Annotated in this window: 18 protein-coding genes; 9 read left to right on the forward strand and 9 right to left on the reverse strand. The window is 58.8% G+C overall.

The genetic code is table 11. The annotated features are described in order from the left end of the window. Positions 1-24: 24 nt before the first annotated feature. Both J9870_RS14615 and J9870_RS14620 read right to left on the reverse strand, forming a co-directional pair. Positions 25-1584 carry a GMC family oxidoreductase gene (locus J9870_RS14615; protein WP_246883005.1) on the reverse strand — a complete coding sequence of 520 codons (1560 nt, stop codon included), beginning with the start codon at positions 1582-1584 and terminating at the stop codon, positions 25-27. Positions 1585-1833: 249 nt separating this feature from the next. Then, on the reverse strand, positions 1834-2595 hold the full coding sequence (locus tag J9870_RS14620; RefSeq protein WP_210638731.1) for an alpha/beta hydrolase: 762 nt from the start codon (positions 2593-2595) through the stop codon (positions 1834-1836). Positions 2596-2709: 114 nt separating this feature from the next. On the opposite strand from J9870_RS14620, the gene J9870_RS14625 reads away from it, so the two are divergent. The 8 genes from J9870_RS14625 to J9870_RS14660 all read left to right on the forward strand — a co-directional run bounded on the left by J9870_RS14625 (position 2710) and on the right by J9870_RS14660 (position 10813). Then, the gene (locus J9870_RS14625) at positions 2710-4143 is read left to right on the forward strand and encodes an HD domain-containing phosphohydrolase (RefSeq protein WP_210638732.1); all 1434 of its coding nucleotides are present in this window, start codon (positions 2710-2712) and stop codon (positions 4141-4143) included. A 195-nt stretch (positions 4144-4338) separates the two neighbouring features. Beyond that, positions 4339-4905, forward strand: a complete 567-nt coding sequence (locus J9870_RS14630) for a response regulator transcription factor (protein ID WP_210638733.1) — start codon at positions 4339-4341, stop codon at positions 4903-4905. Positions 4906-5280: 375 nt separating this feature from the next. Beyond that, complete coding sequence (locus J9870_RS14635; RefSeq protein ID WP_210638734.1) at positions 5281-5985, forward strand: heavy metal response regulator transcription factor; 705 nt, start codon at positions 5281-5283, stop codon at positions 5983-5985. 32 nt (positions 5986-6017) lie between these two features. Continuing rightward, positions 6018-7358, forward strand: coding sequence for a heavy metal sensor histidine kinase (locus tag J9870_RS14640; RefSeq protein WP_246883006.1), 1341 nt, complete (start codon positions 6018-6020; stop codon positions 7356-7358). Positions 7359-7518: 160 nt separating this feature from the next. Next, complete coding sequence (locus J9870_RS14645) at positions 7519-7779, forward strand: DUF2790 domain-containing protein (protein WP_210638735.1); 261 nt, start codon at positions 7519-7521, stop codon at positions 7777-7779. Positions 7780-7822: 43 nt separating this feature from the next. Continuing rightward, entirely contained in the window at positions 7823-8875 is a 1053-nt protein-coding gene (locus J9870_RS14650; protein WP_210638736.1) for an oxidoreductase, read from the forward strand. 69 nt (positions 8876-8944) lie between these two features. Next, positions 8945-10267, forward strand: coding sequence for an MFS transporter (locus tag J9870_RS14655; protein WP_210638737.1), 1323 nt, complete (start codon positions 8945-8947; stop codon positions 10265-10267). 45 nt (positions 10268-10312) lie between these two features. Next, on the forward strand, positions 10313-10813 hold the full coding sequence (locus J9870_RS14660; protein ID WP_210638738.1) for a lipocalin-like domain-containing protein: 501 nt from the start codon (positions 10313-10315) through the stop codon (positions 10811-10813). Between the two features lie 158 nt (positions 10814-10971). On the opposite strand, the gene J9870_RS14665 is transcribed toward J9870_RS14660, so the two are convergent. The 4 genes from J9870_RS14665 to J9870_RS14680 form a co-directional block, all read right to left on the reverse strand. Next, entirely contained in the window at positions 10972-12084 is a 1113-nt protein-coding gene (locus J9870_RS14665) for a class II histone deacetylase (protein WP_210638739.1), read from the reverse strand. Between the two features lie 34 nt (positions 12085-12118). Continuing rightward, positions 12119-13282, reverse strand: a complete 1164-nt coding sequence (locus J9870_RS14670) for an MFS transporter (RefSeq protein ID WP_210638740.1) — start codon at positions 13280-13282, stop codon at positions 12119-12121. A 22-nt stretch (positions 13283-13304) separates the two neighbouring features. After that, positions 13305-14180 carry a transporter gene (locus tag J9870_RS14675; RefSeq protein ID WP_210638741.1) on the reverse strand — a complete coding sequence of 292 codons (876 nt, stop codon included), beginning with the start codon at positions 14178-14180 and terminating at the stop codon, positions 13305-13307. Positions 14181-14317: 137 nt separating this feature from the next. Beyond that, positions 14318-15295 (reverse strand): helix-turn-helix transcriptional regulator, encoded by a 978-nt coding sequence (locus J9870_RS14680; RefSeq protein ID WP_210638742.1) that lies wholly within the window; start codon positions 15293-15295, stop codon positions 14318-14320. Positions 15296-15664: 369 nt separating this feature from the next. Between J9870_RS14680 and J9870_RS14685 the strand changes: the two genes are divergently transcribed. Beyond that, the gene (locus J9870_RS14685) at positions 15665-16300 is read left to right on the forward strand and encodes a hypothetical protein (protein ID WP_210638743.1); all 636 of its coding nucleotides are present in this window, start codon (positions 15665-15667) and stop codon (positions 16298-16300) included. A gap of 42 nt (positions 16301-16342) precedes the next feature. Here J9870_RS14685 and J9870_RS14690 read toward each other — a convergent pair whose 3' ends face one another. The 3 genes from J9870_RS14690 to J9870_RS14700 all read right to left on the reverse strand — a co-directional run bounded on the left by J9870_RS14690 (position 16343) and on the right by J9870_RS14700 (position 19631). After that, positions 16343-16888 carry a hypothetical protein gene (locus J9870_RS14690; RefSeq protein WP_135845472.1) on the reverse strand — a complete coding sequence of 182 codons (546 nt, stop codon included), beginning with the start codon at positions 16886-16888 and terminating at the stop codon, positions 16343-16345. A 96-nt stretch (positions 16889-16984) separates the two neighbouring features. Further along, a complete protein-coding gene (locus J9870_RS14695) occupies positions 16985-18400 on the reverse strand; it encodes an amino acid permease (protein ID WP_210638744.1) in 1416 nt (471 codons plus the stop codon). Between the two features lie 175 nt (positions 18401-18575). Continuing rightward, complete coding sequence (locus J9870_RS14700; protein ID WP_210638745.1) at positions 18576-19631, reverse strand: ornithine cyclodeaminase; 1056 nt, start codon at positions 19629-19631, stop codon at positions 18576-18578. Positions 19632-19664: the final 33 nt, after the last annotated feature.

Below are 19664 nucleotides of genomic sequence, written 5' to 3' on the forward strand. Positions count from 1 at the left end.
GAGCCACGGGCGCATGCACCAGGCTCATATATCGTAAGTGGTCCGTATAGCCTCCACGGCCCGCTCACCGATCACGACGCACGGGGCCATCGTATTGCCGCTCGTCACATGCGGCATGATGGAGGCATCGGCTATGCGCAGGCCCTGGACTCCATAGACCCGCAGCTGTCCATCGACCACGGACATCGTGTCCTGACCCATTTTTGCCGTACCGCATTGGTGCCAGTAGGTAACGGCCGCATTGCGTGCGTAGTGTTCGAGCGATTGGGTGGTCAGTTTTCCAGGCAGGCTTTCACCTTTGACCAAGCCCTTGAAGGGGGCCTGCGCGCCCAGTTCCTGGACAAATCGAATGTTTTCCAGCGCGTTGCGCAGATCGGTCGGATGCGACAGCGTGTTGGGTTCAATGATGGGGACATCGCTAGCATTCGGGCCGCTGAGCTTGACCCGTCCGCGGCTTTCCGGGTGGGCAAGGCCGGCGAACATTGTCCAGCCATGTGCGGGCACGCCGAGTGAGGCGGTCTCTGCGCTGGGTACTGGAAATTCGACCTGGCAGTGGAACATGTCCGGGAGATGCAAAGCGCTTTCGCTGCTCCAGTAGAGCGTCGCCTCGGAGCCGCCGTAACCCACCGTCTGTGGAGTCGCGTATTCGAAAATAACGGCAAAGGACACGTGGTCTTGATGATTGGCGCCAACACCGGGGAGAGGCTGGACGAGCGCAATGCCATGGCGCTGCAACTCTTCCTCCGGCCCCACGCCGGATTGCATCAGGACCTTAGGCGTGTTGACCGCTCCCAGCGAAAGAATGACTTCGTGATTGGCGTAAAAGCACTGGGTCTGGCCATTGCTTATGGTTTGCACGCCAATGGCGCGCCGGTCCCTGAATAGCACGCGACTGACAAGGGTATCAGTCAAGACCGTGAGATTGGGCTGGCCACAGCGCGGTGCGACATATGCGCGGTAGATGGAATGACGCCGGCCATCCTTGACGATAAGGTCGTTCAAGGCAACACCTCCGCGGCCTTCCATCATGGCGCCGTTCGGGTTGTCAAAAACCGGTATATCCATTCCGGCAGCCGCACTGATCATGGCGCTCGCAATCGGCTGGGCGTCTCGCACAGGCGCGACATGAACCGGTCCGCCCTTGCCGCGACGGACTGGATCGCAGGAGCCCTGATAGTCTTCCACGCGTTGATAAATCTTCAGGACCGACGCATAGCTCCACGCAGGATCGCCACTTTGCGCGGCAAAATCTTCCCAATCGTTTTTATGGCCGCGAGCCCACAACATGACATTGATGCTGGACCCACCGCCCAATCCGCGGCCCATGTTCAGCGGGATTTTCCTGTCGTTCAGATGAGGGTTTGCAGCACCTACAAAGTTCCAATCGCGCTCGGTGCCAAGGTTCAGGGGCCAGTTCCCGGGCTCCAGCACGTGAGGGTGTTCATCGCTGCCTCCGGCCTCGATGAGCAATACCTCGACCTCGGGGTTTTCGGCCAGTCGTCCGGCCACGACGGAGCCGGCGGTGCCCGCTCCACAGACGATAAAGTCGAAATGATGTTTTTTAAGCTCGGGATTCATAGGCATGAGCGGGTCTCCTTGGGCGGAGTTTTATCGTTCGCCAGGTTCATAAGTTGATTGAGGGGGTGAGCGGCCGTCAGCCATTCGAAATAAAGCGGCAAGCCCGTTGCAGAGGCATACATGCGGTGAGTTTCGCTGGGGCAGGGAGGTACGTTGCGGCTGGCTGTTCGACTACCGTTCGCGCTATGACGCGCGGTGGCAAACATTCCAGGTACAGCGCACTTCCCTCGACCTCAGCGCAGAAGGGGCCTGAGGTTACTGGCTCTTCTGAACAGCCTGGATGATGACTTTTGCAACATCGGCCGGGCGCGATTGTTGCGGCACGTGGCTGGCGTCGATTTCGGTGACCTTGGCACCGATCTTCTTGGCGAAAGCCCGCTGCAGATCAGGCTGGATCATCCGGTCTTCCTTGGCCACGACGTACCAGGATGGCTTGCCTTTCCAGGCGGCGGCGCTGGTTTTGTCATCGAATGCCGAGGCGCGGATCGGCCCTTGCGTCGCCGCCATTACCGCGGTTTGCTGTGCGGAAAGGTCCTGGGCAAAACCGGTGGCCATGCCCTCGGCGGTCATGTACAAGAAACCGTTTTTGTCGGCGGCGATGTCTTTCACGCCGGACGGAGCAGGGTAGTCCTTGCCCAGGTCTTTACTGGCTTGACCGGCATCCGGAGCGAACGCGGCGACGTACACCAGGCTGCGTACTTTCTTGTCGGTGCCAGCCTCGCTGATGACGGTACCGCCCCAGGAATGGCCGACCAATACGACGTCGTTCTCCTGGTTGTTCAGTACACGCTGCGTGGCGGCGACATCGTCAGCCAGCGAGGTCAGCGGGTTTTGAACCACGGTGACCTTGATGCCTTCCGCCTGCAGCAGCGGGACGACTTTGCCCCAGTCGGACCCGTCGGCGAAAGCGCCATGGACGATGACGACAGAAGGTTGCTGCGCCGCGGCATGGGCCGCGCCACCGAACAATGAGCAGGTCATGGCGAGTGTGAGGGCAAGGGCCTTGGGTTTGAACATGATGCGATCTCCTGTATGGGGTGAGCGCAGTTTCAGCGATACTCGGCGGCTGAGGTATCGGTCATTTATCCGAGGCCATCAATAATGTTCAAGCGGATGCCCGGAGGAAACGACATGTCGGCAGGTGACTGTATCGAATTGGAAGACGCGATCCTGGCGTTGTCCATGGTGGGTGACCTGAGCATGGGCCAGCCGTTCGATCAGTCGCGCCGCACCGCCCGCTTGGTGCAAATGCTCGCGCAGGCGTGCAACGGTGCTGGCGAGCACACCGAGATCGGACGCCAGGTGGCCTTGCTGCGCTGGTCAGGGTGCACCGCCAATGCGCAGGGTTTCACCCGACTGCTGGGCGATGACGTCGAGGGCCGCAACGCGATGCTGACGCATACCCTCAGTGCGGCGGGCCAGCGAGCGATGCGCAGGTCCACGCCGCTGGCACAGATTCATTGCGAGGTGTCCGGTGATATCGCCCATACATTGGGCTTGAGAAGCGAAGTCGAACACGGGCTGCGTCATGTGTTCGAGCAATACGACGGGGAGGGGAGGCCGTTCGGCCTGCGTCATCCGCAGGTGCCTGAGGTGGTTTATCAGGTGTTGCTGGCAGGGGATCTGGAAATTCTGTCCCGCAGTCACGGTCTGGAGGTGGCATTACAGTGGATCAGCAGCAAGCGTGACCGACGTTATCCAGCAGCGCTCGCCAGCGAAATGTTGAAACACGCTGAGGGCTGGTTGGATCAACTGCGGACGCCACAGTCTGTTGATCCACGGGAAACCACCGCACAGGTGCCGCTGACCCTGGTCGGCGATGTGATCGACCTCAAGCTCCCGTGGCTGTCGGGATATTCGCGCTGCTCCTCAGAACTGGTGCGCGAGGCCGCCAGGCTTTCCGGCCTGTCGGCATCGGCCGTTGACCATCTCGGCCAAGCGGCGCTCATCCATGGCATTGGCCGCGCGGCAGTGCCCAATCGAGTCTGGAACATTGCGGGAGCGTTATTGGAGGGCGATCTTGAGCAAGTGCGGTTGGTGCCTTACTGGACGTCGCGGGCCTGCGGCCAGATACCGGCGCTGGCAGTGTCGGGGCAGATAGCGGCTCACGCGTACGAGCGACTGGATGGCAGTGGTTACTTTCGCAGTCTCAGCGGTGACGCGCTGCAAAGCGAACACCTCTTGCTTGCCGCAGCCCTGGCTTGGCAAGCGTTGCTGAGCGAGCGACCGTGGCGACCGGCCTTCAGTCATGACGATGCCGCCCGCTTGTTGCTGGACGAGTCGGACCGGGGACGCTTTGACCGACGCGCCTGTGAGGCGGTCATCGCGGCGGCGCGCGGGGACACAACGATGACCGCCTGCAAGCCTGGCGGTAGCCTGCTTTCGGAGCGTGAAACCGAAATTCTACGGCGCATCAGCGCAGGGGGAAGCAACAAGGAAGTGGCGCGTCAACTGGGCATCAGTCCGAGCACGGTCCGTACCCATGTGGAAAGCGTGTTTCGTAAACTTCAATGCACCACCCGTGCGGCTGCGACCCTCAAAGCTCTGACGCTAAGGTTGATTTGAGACCAAGCGCAATTCGCCGATAGTTGCTTATTGCGTGACATATCATTTATTCGAAACAAAAATAACTTATCCGACTAGCGAAGAAATATTATTTTGATTTTGATCGAAAAGATGCAACGCGCTTTTTAGCAAATCTACTTAAGATTAAGCGACGGACCTGCAAACAAGATTGAATAAAATAACCAGGAGCTGAGCATGATGGACCTGAACGGTTTTAGTTGCCTTTCAAGCAATGCCGAGAGCCATGCCATGGCCGCTCATCATGTCTGGCGCATTCCTGGAGCACTTCCAGACGACGGTTTTGAAAAGAGAGCGGGGGTGCCTCATTGGACGTCGCCTGCCTGCGGCCGGCCTGTTGGACGTTCGTTGGCAGCTCAGGGGGCGGTTCAGTCTTATGAGCGGCTCGATGGCCGCGGTTACATCCGCGGCTTCGAAGGGGACTCAGAACAGATCCACTATCGGCTGCAGGTTGCAACATTGACCTTGCAGGCATTGCGCAACCAGCATCCGCGCGAACCCAGCTTGAGCGAGGAGGGCAGCCACGCCATGGCCGCCTCCAGAACAAGCAGCAGCCCGCTCTCCGAGCGTGAGGCCCAAATCTTGCGCTGCATCAGTGAGGGAGGCAGCAACAAGGAAGTGGCACGTCAGCTTGGCATCAGTCCGAGTACGGTGCGCACTCACGTCGAAAGCATGTTCCGCAAGCTGCAATGCACCACTCGCGCAGCGGCCACACTCAAGGCGCTGAGCCTGGGTTTGATCTGACTCAGAGTGGAATATGCGGCCTCGACAGCATCTGGCGCAGCCCCATGATGGACAGATGTGAATCTGTCGAGCCAAGTGAGCCTCGTGCGCGAAGAAGCGAGTTGTACGCTAGACCTGGCCCATTTCAGTCGGTTTTTCCAGCGCTACGCGCAAGTCACTCCTGGAGAGTACCGCCAGCGGCTGCGGGGTTTGCGTTGCGCAGTACTGCGACGGGTTCAGACGCCGGTCAATTCTGACAAGAATGTCAGGAAGCGGTCAGGTTCAGGACACCTTTGTTCTGTAGTCTGGAAAATGGTGCACACAGCCTGTCCAGGATCCTTGAGAGATGGATAAAGTCTGTCTCGACCCGCGCCGATTCTACGGAGGAGTTACCTAATGCGTTTGCTCATCGTCGAGGACGAAGAAAAGACGTCCTCTTATGTGCACCGTGGCTTGAGCGAGCTTGGCTACATCGTTGATGTCGCGACTAATGGCATCGATGGCCTGCACTACGCGCTGGAAATGGATTATGACGTCGTTATCCTGGATGTCATGTTGCCGGGCAAGGACGGGTACGGCGTGCTGCAGGGCTTGCGCCTGTACAAGAAAACCCCGGTCATCATGTTGTCGGCAAGGGGCACGGTGGATGATCGCGTCCGTGGGCTGCGAGAGGGCGCCGATGATTACCTGGCCAAACCTTTTTCATTTGCCGAACTGGTCGCGCGCATCCAGGCATTGATCCGGCGTCTCGCCGATGACACGGCCGACCCGACGCACTTGCGCATCGATGACCTTGAGGTCGACCTGCAAGCGCGCAAGGTTACCCGGGCCGGGTTGCGGCTGGACCTGACGGCCAAGGAGTTCTGTCTGTTGAGCCTGCTGGCGCGGCATCAGGGCGAGATTCTTCCCAAATTGATGATCGCCGAGCAGGTCTGGGACATGAATTTCGACAGTGACGCCAACGTGGTCGAGGTTGCGATCAAGCGTGTGCGAGCCAAAGTGGATGCACCTTATCCTCGCAAGCTGCTGCATACCGTCCGTGGCATGGGCTATGTACTGGAAAGCCGCGAAGCCGATGGCAGGCAAAACGGTACGCCATGATGAAAGGATCGATATCCAGGCGGCTCGGCCTGATGTTTGCGCTTTCGGTCATGCTGATCACCGCGGTCAGTGCGACGCTGTTGCGCTGTTCCTTGAAGCAGTCGCTCGAAGATCAGATGCAGAACGAGCTGATCCTGCGTCATTCCGTACTCGACCCGGTGCTCGCAAAATACGATTCGCCGGCGTTCTGGGTCGGCTTGCGTGAGAAGCTAGATGGCCTGACGCCCGCGGACGAGCGGGTGCGTTATTGGGTCCTGGTTGACGACCCGGCCTACAGTTATGGCGGGGCCATGCCGGACGGCCAGGATTGGTCGAAGCGCCCGGATGGATTCTCCACGGTCGAGATAGCTGACCGGCATCGTCCCATGGTCCTGCTGGTCAAGACCATCGCCGCCATGGGCAGCCGGCCGGAGTTGCGCTTTATCGTGGGGCTCGACTCAACGCCGTTCATGAAGACCTTGGACCAATTCACCAAGACGTTGATCCTGATTTCGGCGCTGGGCGTTGTGCTGGTTGCATTGCTAGGTTACTGGATCGCACGTTTTGGCCTGGGGCCGGTCAGGCGCCTGAGCCGTCAGGCCAACAGCCTGCCGCCGGGGGATTCGAAGCAGCGACTGGACACCGAGGCGCTGCCAAGCGAATTGCAGGAGTTGGCGGTGTCGTTCAACGGCGCCTTGGCTCGCCAGGAAGCAGCCTGGTGCCAGCTCGAAGGGTTCAATGCCAATGTGGCCCACGAGCTGCGAACGCCGCTGACCAATCTGATCGGGCAGACCCAGGTTGCGTTGGCCCACGGGCGGGACGTGAATGAGCTTCAGGATCTGTTGCAGTCCAACCTCGAAGAACTGGAACGGATGGGCACCATCGTCAATGACATGCTGTTCCTGGCGGGCGCCGAGAGTGGGCAGCGGGCAACCGAGCTCAGTGATGTCTCGCTTTATGAAGAGGCGTCGAAGACGGTGGAATACCTTGAGCCTGTCTTGCACGACAAACAGCTGAGCGTGGAGATCGAAGGCGACATGCGCGTATGCATCGACCGACGCCTGTTTCATCGCTCCCTCGCCAATCTGATACAGAACGCGGCGCGATACGCAGTGCCGCAGAGCGTCATCATCGTCCGCCTGGAAAGCCATGGCATGCAGGCCGAGGTGAGCGTTTCCAATGCGGGAGAACCGATCGACAACGTGCACCTGGAGCGTTTATTCGAACGCTTCTATCGCGCCGACGCCGCCAGGGCCCGGAGCGACGCGCACCATGGCTTGGGGCTTTCCATTGTGCGGGCCGTGGCGTCCATGCACGGTGGACGAGTGTTTGCCCACAGCAAGGATGGGCTCAATACCTTCGGATTTTCCCTGACGAACCAAGCGGCGCACTAGTCGCAGGCCCCGGTTGAGGGCTGTTGCGTCTTGACGAACGCCGGTGTTTCCCCAGCATCGGCGTTTGACATCTTCCTGTCAGTCAGCAGTCACCTTGACGTCAGTGTCCCCCTCCTAGAGTGCTACGACCATCCCGGTAAAGGCAGTCGTGGAGTCCATCATGAATATCCAAAACCTGTCGATCGCCAGTCTACTGGCCGTCATCACGTTGAGCGGTTCGCCTCTGTTTGCCGAGGAAAACACCGAACCACCGGCTTACGAATATGGCATGCCGCTGGACATCGCCCACGCCATTCGCATCGAGGTCCCGAGCTCGCAAGTGTGTGAGGTCGTGCGGGCAAAAATGACCTATGTGGATACGCAAGGGGAAATTCGCCAAGTCAGCTATCTGCAACAGGCTGAGGCATGTTCCATCCAGTGAGCGCCCACCGTGTTGGTTCATTATTCAAATAGAGGATTCAACCATGTGGAACACAACAATCTCCGCAATCGGCCTTCTGAACACCATAAACCCGCTGATGAGGCTGGGCCGAGCACTTGTCGCCGGTGTCGCGCTGCTCAGTGCCGTAAGTATCGAAGCGTCGGCTCGTGTCGCACCGAAACCCGACTGGTCGACCAACGACATACCGTCGCAGAAGGGCCGGATCGTCCTGATCACCGGCGGCACCAGCGGCATGGGTTATGAGGATGCGCTGGCACTGGCGCGTGCCGGCGCGCAGGTGATTATCGCCGCTCGCAATCCAGAGCGCGGGGCGCAGGCCATTGCACGCATTCAACAGTCGGTGCCCGATGCCAAGGTGCAGTTCGAGGCCGTGGACCTGGCCGACCTTTCGTCCGTGCGCGACCTGGCCCAGCGTCTTAATCGGAGGCTGCCGCGCCTCGACGTGTTGATCAACAATGCCGCCATCATGGCGCCGTCCGAACGAGGTACATCAGCAGATGGTTTCGAACTTCAGTTAGCAACCAATTACCTGGGGCACTACGCGCTGACCGGCCTGTTGGTGCCACTCCTGCGTCAAAGCCAGGACGCCCGAGTGGTGAGCCTTTCAAGCATTGCCGCCACTCGCGGCGCGATGAACTTTGACGATTTGCAGGCCGAGCAGAAATACGCCCCCTATCAGGCATACGCGCAATCGAAACTGGCCATTCTACATTGGGCGTTCGCGCTGCAGCGGCGCAGCGATGCCGAAAACTGGGGCATTCGTAGCATCGCCGCGCACCCCGGCGTTGCCGTAACCGAGTTGGTCGAACGCGGTCCCGGCCTCAACAGTGAATTCGGCCAGCGCTGGGCCAAGGACCGCGACGCCTACCACTCAGCGGCACAAGGGGCGTTGCCCACGCTGTATGCCGCCACCGCTGCGCAGGCCGTCGGCGGCGCCTATTACGGCCCGACCGGAGACCAGGAAAAACGCGGCCCGCTGGGCTTCGCCAAAACGCCTGCTGCAGCGACCAGGGAGGCGGATTCCGATCGGCTTTGGACGGTCTCCGAACGGCTTACCGGCGTTACCTACCCCTGATCCAACCGTGGGCGCGGGTGTTCGTCCCGTGCCCACCCTCTGGCCTGTTGCCGTCTTCCTGGAGTTCCCATGAGTACGCCTTCCTATCTGCACCGGCTGAGCCTCGCCCTTAACGCTCGCGACGATGAGCTGCGTCCGGCGCTGTACGGATTCCTGCTGTTCCTGTGCCTCTTTACCGGTTACTTCATGCTGCGCCCGATCCGTGAATCGATGGGCATCGCGGCGGGCGTGGAGAATCTGCAATGGCTGTTCACCGCGACCTTCCTGGTCATGCTGGCGGCGGTTCCGCTGTTTGCCTGGCTCGGTTCCCGGGTGCCGCGCTTGCGCCTCATCGACTGGGTGTACGGCTTCTTCGGCATCAACCTGCTGATGTTCGTCGAGTTCTTCCAGTTCCAGCCGGACAGCGTCTGGCTGGCCCGGGTCTTTTATGTCTGGATCTCGGTTTATAACCTGTTCGTCGTGTCCGTGGCCTGGAGCTTGATGGCGGATGTATTCGACAGCGAGCAGGCCAAGCGTTTATTTGCCTTCATCGCTGCCGGCGCCAGCATAGGCGGTCTGCTGGGGCCGGCCCTGAGCGCGCTGCTCATCGATACCCTCGGCGCTTCTGGGTTGATGCTACTGGCAGCCTTGTTGCTCGGTGCCACGCTTGTCTTGAAACGGGCACTGATGAGATGGCGCGAAGAGGGTGGGGCTGGCCGCCCAGGCGCCGCGCCGACGCAAAGTACTCGGCAGCCATTGCGCGGCAACCCGTTCAGCGGTTTGACGACCGTGCTCAGGTCACCTTACCTGCTGGGGATCGCCGGGTTCGTGGTGCTATTGGCGACCGTCAGCACCTTTCTTTATTTCGAGCAGGCGCGCCTGGTGGCCGAGCACTATCCGGATCGCGAATCGCAAGTTCGCATCTTTGGCACCATCGACATCATCGTGCAGGCCGGTGCGTTGCTGTCCCAGCTGTTCATCACCGGCCGCATCGCACCGAAGCTGGGGGTGCGTGCGTTGCTGGCCATCGTGCCACTGCTCATGTCCATCGGCTTCCTGGGCCTGGCGTTGGCGCCCGGGTTTGCGCTGCTGACGATGTTGATGATCGTGCGACGAATCGGCGAGTACGCGTTCGTCCGACCGGGCAGGGAAATGCTGTTCGCGCCCTTGGATGCCGAGAGTAAATACAAGGCCAAGAACTTCATCGACACCGTGGTTTATCGCGCCGGTGACGCCATGAGCGGTTGGGCCAAGAGCCTGCTTGACATGCTGGGGCAGGGCGCCGGCCTGGCCGCGATGATTGGCGCGTGTTGCGCGTTGCTGTGGGGTTACTTGGGCTGGCAATTGGGACGGCAGGCCGATGATGCCGCTTCGCGGGAGCTACGCCTGGCAATTATCTCGGCCAGGGCATGAAGATTTTTATTCTCCATCGCGTCCTTACAGTGAGAGGTGATACGGATGACTTTAAAAAGCAGGGTACTGGCAGTCGGTGCGGTCATTGCCTTTTCGGTTTTCTCCACAGCTTTTGCGGGCAAGGAAAATTCGTTGGTCGGCACCTGGCGCATGATCAGCGCAACGGTTGAGCGCCAGGGCAGTAGCTCGGATGCTTATGGACCCAATCCTCATGGCTGGCTCGTTTTCACCCCAGAGTTGACGTTTATTGAAGTGCTCACAGATCCGCGTGTGCCGGCGTTTCGCTCCAACGTGCGTGGCGAAGGCACCGATGAGGAAAACCGTGCAGCCATGCGCGGTAGCATCGGGTTCTTCGGACGATATACCGTTAACCCCAATGGCGAGTTCACGGGCAACACCGTCGAAGGGGCTACGTTTCCAAACTGGGTGGGCGCTGTGCGTACCCAGGATGACTTGCAACTGAAGGTCGACGGCGACCGGATGGTGGAAGATTTCCGGCGCCCGGATGGGGCGAAGATTCACATCGTCTGGGAGCGTGTAAGGTAGCTCCGAAGTATCTTCCATGCTGGCCATGCTTGATTTGAGTGTCCTCATGCATCGTCCGGTCTGGAACCGTGAAGCCGAAAGCAAAAATCCGATGCCTATCGTGGCATCGGATTCTGCGTCACGCTCGGGCCGTGGAACTGCCCTCATATTGTCAGCTTTTAGGCCTGGCGCGCTTCGGCCAACTCATCGATCAAGTGCCGCTGAAACGCCGCAAGCGCTTCCTTAGGTTGCTGTAACTGTACAAATTCCAACATGGGATCTGTGACTGCAGTCCTCACGCCCGCCAGTTCCTCAAGGGTCGCCAGCCCGCAAAACGGCACATACGCTTCGGAATACCCACCTTCGTGGACCAGAACGAGACGGCCCTGGCACAGACGTTCAGCGGCTTTGCGCACAAGGCTGGTCATTTGCCGGAACGAGTCGCTGTGCAACAGCATGCGAGCCAGCGGATCGACAGCGTTGGCGTCGTAACCGCAGGCGACAATAATCAACGCAGGCTCGAAGCGCTCCAGCGCCGGGATCACGATGCGTTCCATCGCGTACAAGTAAGCCTCATGACCACTGCCGGGCGGCAACGGAATATTGATGTTCGCGCCCAACCCGGCGCCGCGGCCGCGATCAGCTTCACCGCTGTAACCTGCGGGGAAACAGCCATCTTGGTGCAGTGAAATGGTCAGCACATCACCACGCTCTTCGAAGATGGATTGTGTGCCGTTGCCGTGGTGCACATCCCAGTCGATCACCGCGACGTTGCCCAGGCTACGGCGGGCTTTTGCAGCTTCAATGGCGATGGCAATGTTGGCCAGGAAGCAAAAGCCCATGGCGTTGTCGGCGAGGCAGTGATGGCCCGGCGGGCGCGACAGTGCGTACGCGTTATCGACGTCCCCAACGAGCACGGCGTCGACCGCTGCAATGGCCAACCCGGCAGAAAGCGTGGCTATTTCATAACTACCAGGCCCGATGGGCGCGTGCGGCCCCAACTCACCGCCCCCGGCATCGCTCATCGTCTTGAAGCGTTGCAGGTAATCGGGTGTATGAACCCGCAGCAGATCTTCATCGGTTGCCGCGTTGGCGCTTCGTACCTGCAAATAGCGGGTCAGGCCGGAGACATCCAGCAGGCTCTTCAGACGGCGTTTGGTTTCCGGCGATTCAGCGTGACCCGCGGCGGCCGGTGGTTGCACCCATCCTCCCACCGGCAAGGTCAAGGCGTGCAGCCCGGCACTATGCCAGAGGCTGAGTTCGTCGAAGAAAAATGCACTTTTTCGGCTCATCGTCTTTCCATTTTCTTTAGGGTAATAAGGCCATTCATGCGTTTGGGCGGCTGCTGAGCATCAACGCCAGGGACAGCAGAGTGATGCACGTCCCGCCAATCAGCAGCGATTGAAAGCCGCCGCTGGCTTCGATCACCCGGCCCGCCACCGTCGGGCCGATAGCCAGGCCAGCGCCGATCACCAGGTTGGAGGCGTTCATCAGTTTTCCGGAGCGGTCAAGGTCGGCCAGGCAGGCCAGGATCAACGGTAGAATGAAGGTCCAGGTGAACTTGAACAGCAGCGCTGCCACGGCAAAACGCATCATTTCGGGTTGGCCCCGCAGCAACAGCACTGAGCCGGCCATCAGCGCGTAACCCAGCAGTAACAGCAGCAAGCGCGGCAGTCGGTCGCCGATCAGAGAGGCACAGCCCGCTCCGACAATGCCCATCACCGTGGCGAGCGCCAGTACCTTGCCACTGGACTCGGCGGAGATACCTGCCTGGGTGGCGATGGAGCCGATAAAGGTCCACACACCGCCCAGGCAAATGTAGAAACTCAAGACCCCCAAAATGCCCAGTGCGCGTTTCCACAGCGAGGCGATGGCGACGTGCTCGGCGGTTGTTTCAGCCGACGGGGAGCCTTGGGGAAAATAGCGGGCCAATGGCAAAAAGACCGCCATCAACCCTGCGAGGATCACGTAGCACGCTGATAGCCCGAAGTGTTCAAAGAGTCGAGGCAGGATGCTCAAACCGATCGCCCCGACGACCAGTTGCCCCAGCACCCATAACCCATAGACTCGGCCGGGATTGGCTGTTGAAGCGGCGCTGGACAGGCAGATGATCATCAACGAACCGCCCGCCAGGGCACTGCAAAAGCGCAATGCCAGGAGTATCGAGTAGTCGGCAGCAAGCCCTGATAAAAGGTTTGCTGCAATGAACACAACACCGGCCAGCAATGCGGCGCGACGCCAGTCGGTACGTTTCAGCCACCACAGAGCGGGCAGGGTGGCCAGGCTCATGGCGCCGAGTTCAGTAGAGAACAGATCGCCGATCTGTGACGGGCTCAACTGCCATTGACTCGCCAGTTGCGCCGCGATGGCCGGTGCGGTCATGAGAATGGTCGGGGTGATGGCGGCGAACAGCACGATGGCTGCCAGCAATGCCAGTCGCGAGGATGCGAGGGAGCGGGGAGTGGTCAGCGGTTTGGTCTGGGTGTTCATGGTCAAACTCCGATGAATGGATTCAGAACACATGGACCAGACGCAGCAGTGCGTCAGTGCCGTGATAGCCGTTATCGGTGGCAACGTTCTGCGAAAGGCCGAACATCACTTGGTTCTGTTTATCCAGCCAGTGGCCGACTTCAAAGCCCATTTGGGTGTAGCGCTTGTGGGTGTCATCGATGCGCTGGTCGTTGATCCGCAGTTCGCCGCCATCGGCGTGGATCAGCCGCAACGCACCATAGGTGCTTGGCGTAAAGTCGTAGGAGGCGAAGGCTTGCAGGCGATACAACGGGTCCTGTTTCAGATCGCTGCCAAAGTAGTCGTCGTTCTTGCCGTAGAGCTGGGCTTCGAGGTTGGCTTCCAACACCCATTTTTCGCCGATGCCCTGGGTGTAGTTGTAAACGAAGGTGGCCCCCCAGCGATTGGCGCCGGGTGATACATCTGGATTGTCGTTGTGGTACTCGCCAATCGGCAGGGTAATCAGCGTCAGCAATCCGCTGTAAGTGCGTGAGGCAGGGTCATTGATGAAGAACAGTGTGCCGCCGACCTGAGGGTCGCCAAAGCCGCTTTCCCCTGTGTGCTGGCTGGCACCCGGCAGGCGCGCGTTGATGTCGGCGAAGGGCACGATGAACTGTGGCGTGCATAGAGTGCCGCAGATGTCGGTGAAAAATACTTGGCGGTAGGCCATGGCGTTGACCTTCAGGTCGGCCTTGCCGGTGCTGTCAGCCGGGCCGTGGAAGTCGTCAGCGCGACTTGCCGGCAGATAAAGCACACCCAGGTTGGTGCCTGAAGGCGCGCCGAAAAAATCCCGGGCGTTGAGGTCGGCGGCACTGGCGTGCAGGCTCGACAAGCCGCCGATCAGGGCCAGCGCTGTATTGCGTGTGAAAGTGGTGGTCATGGGTATTGCGTCTCTTCTTTGAGTTGTTGTTTGGCGAATGGCTCGCCCGTAGGTGGCAGAGGGGCAAAAAAAGGGCAAAGGTGTCCCGTGGCCGTCAAAACGACAGCGAAAAAGTCAGCGCGAGTCAGCGGTGCGGATCAGTCAGGTGGGGCATGCAGCAGATGGGCGATACGGGCTTTGTCCTTGACCCCGAGCTTGCTGTAGATAGCGCGGATGTGGTGGCGCACGGTATTGGGGGACATGCCCAGGTCGCGGGCGACTTCCTTATAGGTCTTGCCTTCGCCGAAGCCTTGGGCCACGGCGTTTTCCCTTGGACTCAGTTGCATCAGCACCGTGCGGCTGCGGGCGGCCAGCAGGAACAGATCACCGACCGTCGAGGCCTCGACCTGCAAGTGCTTGCCTTCATACCCGTCGGCGTCCATCGCCACCGGCAGGCAAGGACCGGTCCAGTCCGGCCATTCGCTCAACAGCAAGTCGACGAAGCCTCGTTCTGCGCAATGCAGGGTGCCGCGTCGGTCGCACACGGCTAGAGCGAGATTGCGTGGGTGGGTGAGGGCCTCGCGCATGGCTACCAGCGTGCGAATCTGATTGGCGGACACCGCCGCCACCAGGTGCAGCATGAGGTTGTTCAACAGCAGGCAGTCTTGCTCGGTAAAGCGTGCCGCGTCGGTCGCGCGATAGAGCGCGAGGTGATCGCTGAGATGGGTTTGCGGGTCGATGTACACCACGCACAGCAATTCGCCAATGCCGTAGGTCTCACCGAGCCAATTGAGCCCGGGGCCGCTGGCAGGGTTACGCATGTCGACAATGACCGCTTGCCCAGGAACATCGTGAGCCCTGGCGACGGTCACGTCGATATGACGAATCGACTGCCAGTCCGACAGATAACTACGGGGCAGTTTGTGGAGATAAGAGCTGTGCTCTTCGGGTAACCCGTCAATCAATGCTCCGCGGCCCCACCAGGCGCTGTCGAAGGGCAGCAGCTGGCTGATGCAGCTCAGCGCTGCTTCGTGGAAATGCTCGATGTCTTTGTCCTGCGCCAGGCGCTGAAGCTCCAGTGTCATTGCGCTGAAGGCCTCGAGGAGACGGGCGTGACCATGATCATGACGGCTCATTTGTATGTACCTCTGTGCGACTTTTTTATTGTTTTCGTCACGAAGTCATTGAGGGCCGAAACGTCGTTTTGACGTGGGGCAGGGCCTGGGGCGAGTATCGGCGGGTTCAAAGAGGATCGCCATCCTACAGATGCATGAGGGAGCTCTTTCGCCTGTGGACGCCAGGTACGAGAGCCCATGATCCAAATCCGCAAGTCCAAATGGCGACCGGCGTTAGGGGAGGAGGGTGCTGGGTTAAGCCAGCTTGTTCAAGAACGAGGAAATGAGTGTAGGCCGCTAAATGATGGCCTTTTGCTTTTAAGCGGATCCCGCTAGAATCCATCCCCCTCTTTATGAGCGGCATTAGTAAAATCACGCAAGGATGTCGATATGCAATTTGCAAAAGCCATAGGCCTTGCCTTGGCCTTGAGCCTGAGTGGATGTGCCAGTTTCACCAAAGATGAAGTAGCCCCCGTGAATCTGCCTTCGATGGCCAGCTACTCGAACAAGCCGAACGTCTATGTCGATTTCGATTTCTATCAGGGCGATCCCGACAATGCCAAGGCCACCGAGGTACCGCAGGCTCGCGACATGCTCAAGCCCGATCTGAAGCGAACCTTCGATGAGTCAGGGCTTTTTGGGCGCGTGGTATTTGACGAATTCCAGAAGCAACCAGGCGACTACAGCCTTCGATTGAAGGTCTATAACCATGCACCAGGCGGCGGGCAAATGGTCCTGGCGTTCATCAGTGGCTTCACGTTCACGATCATTCCTGCGTTGGCGACCGACCAGTACACCATGAGCCTGGAAACCCTGGACGAGCAGGGTCAGCCGTTGGGCAAGACCAGCAATCATGATGCGATAAACACCTGGATGGGCATCTGGTTCCTGCCCCTGGCAAGTAATACGCCCAAGGCTGCCATCACCGACACCTTCAACCGGCAGGTCAATGCGCTGTTGAAGAACTGGGTCGACAACAACCGCATAAAATACTCCGCTGTCGATACCCGCATTCCACGGGGCTGACACCGATAGAAAAAGAGCCGCAATCGCGGCTCTTTTTTTTGATCACTTCAACGCTTGAGTGAACTGTGGGTCGCTGTACAAGCTCTTGAGCAGGTCTTGAACCATCGGGTTGTAGTTGTTCGCGGCAGCCGGAATGGCGATCGGACCGAAGAAACTACTGTCCCAATCACGCTGCACATCTTTAGTGGTTTCGTATAAAACCTGATCACCCTTACGCAGCGTGAAGCGTGCAGCCACCTCGCCATGGCCGTTGCTCATGCCTGCTGTGAGCTGGCTCTTGACCAACTGAACCTGCAGCTGCCGGTCTGCACGAGGGTCCAACAGACCCGCCTGACGAAGCTCATCGTTGATCGCTGCCTGGATGTGCAGTGGAACGCTACCCTCTGGCGACGAAATCGGGTTCAGGCGCACCATCAGCGACCCTTGCCCTGAATCCGCATTCACCTGCGTCTCGCGCAAGGGCTGCATGGGTGCATTTTGCTTGAGCTGCTGAACGTTCTGAAAATTGGGTTCATAGCGAGTCATGGTTACACCACAGCCTTGTAGCAGCAACGCGCAGAACGGTAGAGCCAAGTAGAGCTTCTTCACAGCAAATCCTTATGTGCTTTTTTAGAAGGCGTGATTATCGACAGATGGCCTTAAGCTATCAAGGATGAGTTGAGGTTTACGGTGCTCCCTACCAGCTCAACTGTATTGGCTGGCAGATCCAGCAGCGGTTTTAGGCTTTCTGGAACAGGTCAACTGGTAAGCGATTGCCAACCATATGAACCACCCTGGCATGACCATCAACGCAATACGGGTGTCAGGTCTCAATGCCAGCAGACAAAGAACAAAGGCCAGAAACGCCAGGGAAAACCAGGCCATTGGTACGCCGCCTGGCATTTTGTAGGCCGATTTGGCATGCAGCTCAGGTCGCTTTCTACGGTAGGCAATATACGAGGTGAGGATGGTCGACCAAGTAAAGATCACGAGGATTGCCGATACAGTAGAAACAATGGTGAATGCCGTCATCACTTCTGGAACGATGAAAAGCAACAGCACGCCCACGAGCATTAACAGCGTGGTGAACGCTAGGCTCAGCAGAGGCACGCTATTGCTCGACAGACGTCGGAAAATCCCCGGGGCGTTGTCCTGGTTGGCCAGTCCGAACAGCATGCGGCTAGACGAAAATACACCACTGTTGGCCGAGGAGGCGGCAGACGTCAGCACCACAAAGTTAACGATACCGGCCGCTGCGGGAAAACCTGCAACCAGGAACAGTTCGACGAAAGGGCTCTTGCTAGGCGAAACCTGTTGCCACGAAGTCACTGCAATAATGCAGGCCAGTGCGAGCACATAAAACAGGATGATTCTCAGCGGAATCGAGTTGATGGCTTTCGGTAGGGTCTTCTCGGGGTTGCGGGTTTCGGCGGCGGCGGTGCCGATCAGTTCGGTACCGGCAAATGAGAAGATTGCCATCTGGAAACCGGCAAAGAAACCGAACAGGCCGTTGGGAAAGGCCGCTTGTTTATCCAGCAGGTGGTTCAGAGATGCAGTAACACCGCTGGGTGATACAAAGGAACTGGCAATCAACACCATGCTGACGCCAATCAGGGTGATGACGGCAATGATCTTGATGATCGCGAACCAGAACTCCACTTCACCAAAAAGCCTGACCGTCAGCACATTCAAGGCGAACAGGGTCATCAGCATGCCGATGGATGGTATCCAGGCGGGTACATCGGGGAACCAATACTGAAAAAATCCGCCGACCACTACGCAATCACCTATCACCGCAACGCTCCAGCTCAGCCAATACGACCAGCCAAGAAAGAACGCTGCGCGCGGGCCGAGGTAGGCACCGGCAAAATCTGCGAAGGTTTTGAAGTTCAAGTTGGAGAGCAGCATTTCGCCCATGGCACGCATGACGAAATAAACGAACAGACCGATGATCATGTAGATGAGGATGATGGACGTGCCCGAGAGGGCGATGATCTTCCCAGTCCCCATGAACAGACCGGTACCGATGGCGCCTCCCATGGCCATTAATTGAATGTGTCGATTGCTGAGGGTACGCTGCAGTGCGGGCTGTTCAATCAGCCCTGACGGAGTCGATTTCATTACAAAACCTCTTGATTTTATGTTTTTGAGTTTTGGCAGAAAGGTGGTGTCTTGCGTATTTGTTAGGGATGCAACGGCTATTGACGGTGGTTGTTTGTGAATAGCGAGATTTGCCGTGTACTCACAGTGGTGAGTAGCCCCTTGGCACTTTGCTCAGGGGCATCACCTATGGTTTTCAGCTCACTGTGCGCAGGCGTGAGGGGACGATTGCTGGCTGCTGATCGAGGATTTGGTAGAGGTTTTTTATGTTGGCAGGCGTCGGCACCAGGTGGATGTGCTCACCGATTGCATGCTCCTGGGCCAGGTCTAGCACGTAGCGCAGTGACGAAAAGTCTTCAAGGGCAAAACCCACCGAATCGAACACAGTGACCTGTGCGTCGTTCTCGCGGCCCTTAATTTCGCCCTTAACGATCCGGAAAAACTCGACAACGGGGAAGTCGGCTTCCAATTGCTGGATGTCACCTTCAATCCGGGTCTGAGGTTCAAATTCAACGATGACCCGGGCATTGCGCAATATCTCGGCGTGCAGCTCGGTTTTCCCCGGACAGTCACCCCCTACGGCATTGATATGCATGCCGGGCTCGATCATCTCGGGCGTCAAAATCGTTGCGTAGGCTTTATCTGCAGTGACCGTGGTGACGATGTCTGCGCCCTTGACCGCTTCTTGCACAGAGCCGGCCAGGATCACCTCAAGATCCGGGAATGCGGACAGGTTATGCTTCAACTTAAGCGAGGCGTCACGATCGATATCGAATATGCGCAGTTCCTTGATCGATAGCATTTCATGGAAGGCGAGGGCCTGAAATTCGCTCTGGGCGCCATTGCCGATGATGGCCATGATGCTTGCATCCGGGCGCGCCAGGGACTTCGCTACCAAGGCAGAGGTCGCGGCAGTGCGCACAGCGGTGGTCAGCGTCAGTTCACTGAGCAGGGTTGGATAGCCGCTGTGGACATCGGCCAGGACACCGAAGGCCATGACCGTCAGCAAATTGCTTTGACCGTTGTCCGGATGACCATTGACGTACTTGAACGAGTACTGCTGGCCATCGTCGGTCGGCATCAACTCGATCACACCCTTGGCCGAATGATTGGCGGTGCGGGGCGACTTATCAAACTGCGCCCAACGTGAATAGTCAGCTTCGATGTAATCTGCCATTTCGCGGATTGAGCGGCGAATGCCCACTGTGGCGAACAGGCGTGCGGCATGATCGACGTCTATAAAAAGAGTCATGTTTTTATTCTCCGGTTCAGTAGTAACAACGTT

The organism is Pseudomonas sp. Tri1 (genome assembly GCF_017968885.1).
Classification (GTDB): Bacteria; Pseudomonadota; Gammaproteobacteria; order Pseudomonadales; family Pseudomonadaceae; genus Aquipseudomonas.

Bases quoted from the DNA above. Each gene is read 5' to 3' on its own strand.
- J9870_RS14615 (WP_246883005.1), bottom strand. From the start codon at position 1,584: ATGCCTATGAATCCCGAGCTTAAAAAACATCATTTCGACTTTATCGTC.
- J9870_RS14620 (WP_210638731.1), bottom strand. From the start codon at position 2,595: ATGTTCAAACCCAAGGCCCTTGCCCTCACACTCGCCATGACCTGCTCA.
- J9870_RS14625 (WP_210638732.1), top strand. From the start codon at position 2,710: ATGTCGGCAGGTGACTGTATCGAATTGGAAGACGCGATCCTGGCGTTG.
- J9870_RS14630 (WP_210638733.1), top strand. From the start codon at position 4,339: ATGATGGACCTGAACGGTTTTAGTTGCCTTTCAAGCAATGCCGAGAGC.
- J9870_RS14635 (WP_210638734.1), top strand. From the start codon at position 5,281: ATGCGTTTGCTCATCGTCGAGGACGAAGAAAAGACGTCCTCTTATGTG.
- J9870_RS14640 (WP_246883006.1), top strand. From the start codon at position 6,018: ATGTTTGCGCTTTCGGTCATGCTGATCACCGCGGTCAGTGCGACGCTG.
- J9870_RS14645 (WP_210638735.1), top strand. From the start codon at position 7,519: ATGAATATCCAAAACCTGTCGATCGCCAGTCTACTGGCCGTCATCACG.
- J9870_RS14650 (WP_210638736.1), top strand. From the start codon at position 7,823: ATGTGGAACACAACAATCTCCGCAATCGGCCTTCTGAACACCATAAAC.
- J9870_RS14655 (WP_210638737.1), top strand. From the start codon at position 8,945: ATGAGTACGCCTTCCTATCTGCACCGGCTGAGCCTCGCCCTTAACGCT.
- J9870_RS14660 (WP_210638738.1), top strand. From the start codon at position 10,313: ATGACTTTAAAAAGCAGGGTACTGGCAGTCGGTGCGGTCATTGCCTTT.
- J9870_RS14665 (WP_210638739.1), bottom strand. From the start codon at position 12,084: ATGAGCCGAAAAAGTGCATTTTTCTTCGACGAACTCAGCCTCTGGCAT.
- J9870_RS14670 (WP_210638740.1), bottom strand. From the start codon at position 13,282: ATGAACACCCAGACCAAACCGCTGACCACTCCCCGCTCCCTCGCATCC.
- J9870_RS14675 (WP_210638741.1), bottom strand. From the start codon at position 14,180: ATGACCACCACTTTCACACGCAATACAGCGCTGGCCCTGATCGGCGGC.
- J9870_RS14680 (WP_210638742.1), bottom strand. From the start codon at position 15,295: ATGAGCCGTCATGATCATGGTCACGCCCGTCTCCTCGAGGCCTTCAGC.
- J9870_RS14685 (WP_210638743.1), top strand. From the start codon at position 15,665: ATGCAATTTGCAAAAGCCATAGGCCTTGCCTTGGCCTTGAGCCTGAGT.
- J9870_RS14695 (WP_210638744.1), bottom strand. From the start codon at position 18,400: ATGAAATCGACTCCGTCAGGGCTGATTGAACAGCCCGCACTGCAGCGT.
- J9870_RS14700 (WP_210638745.1), bottom strand. From the start codon at position 19,631: ATGACTCTTTTTATAGACGTCGATCATGCCGCACGCCTGTTCGCCACA.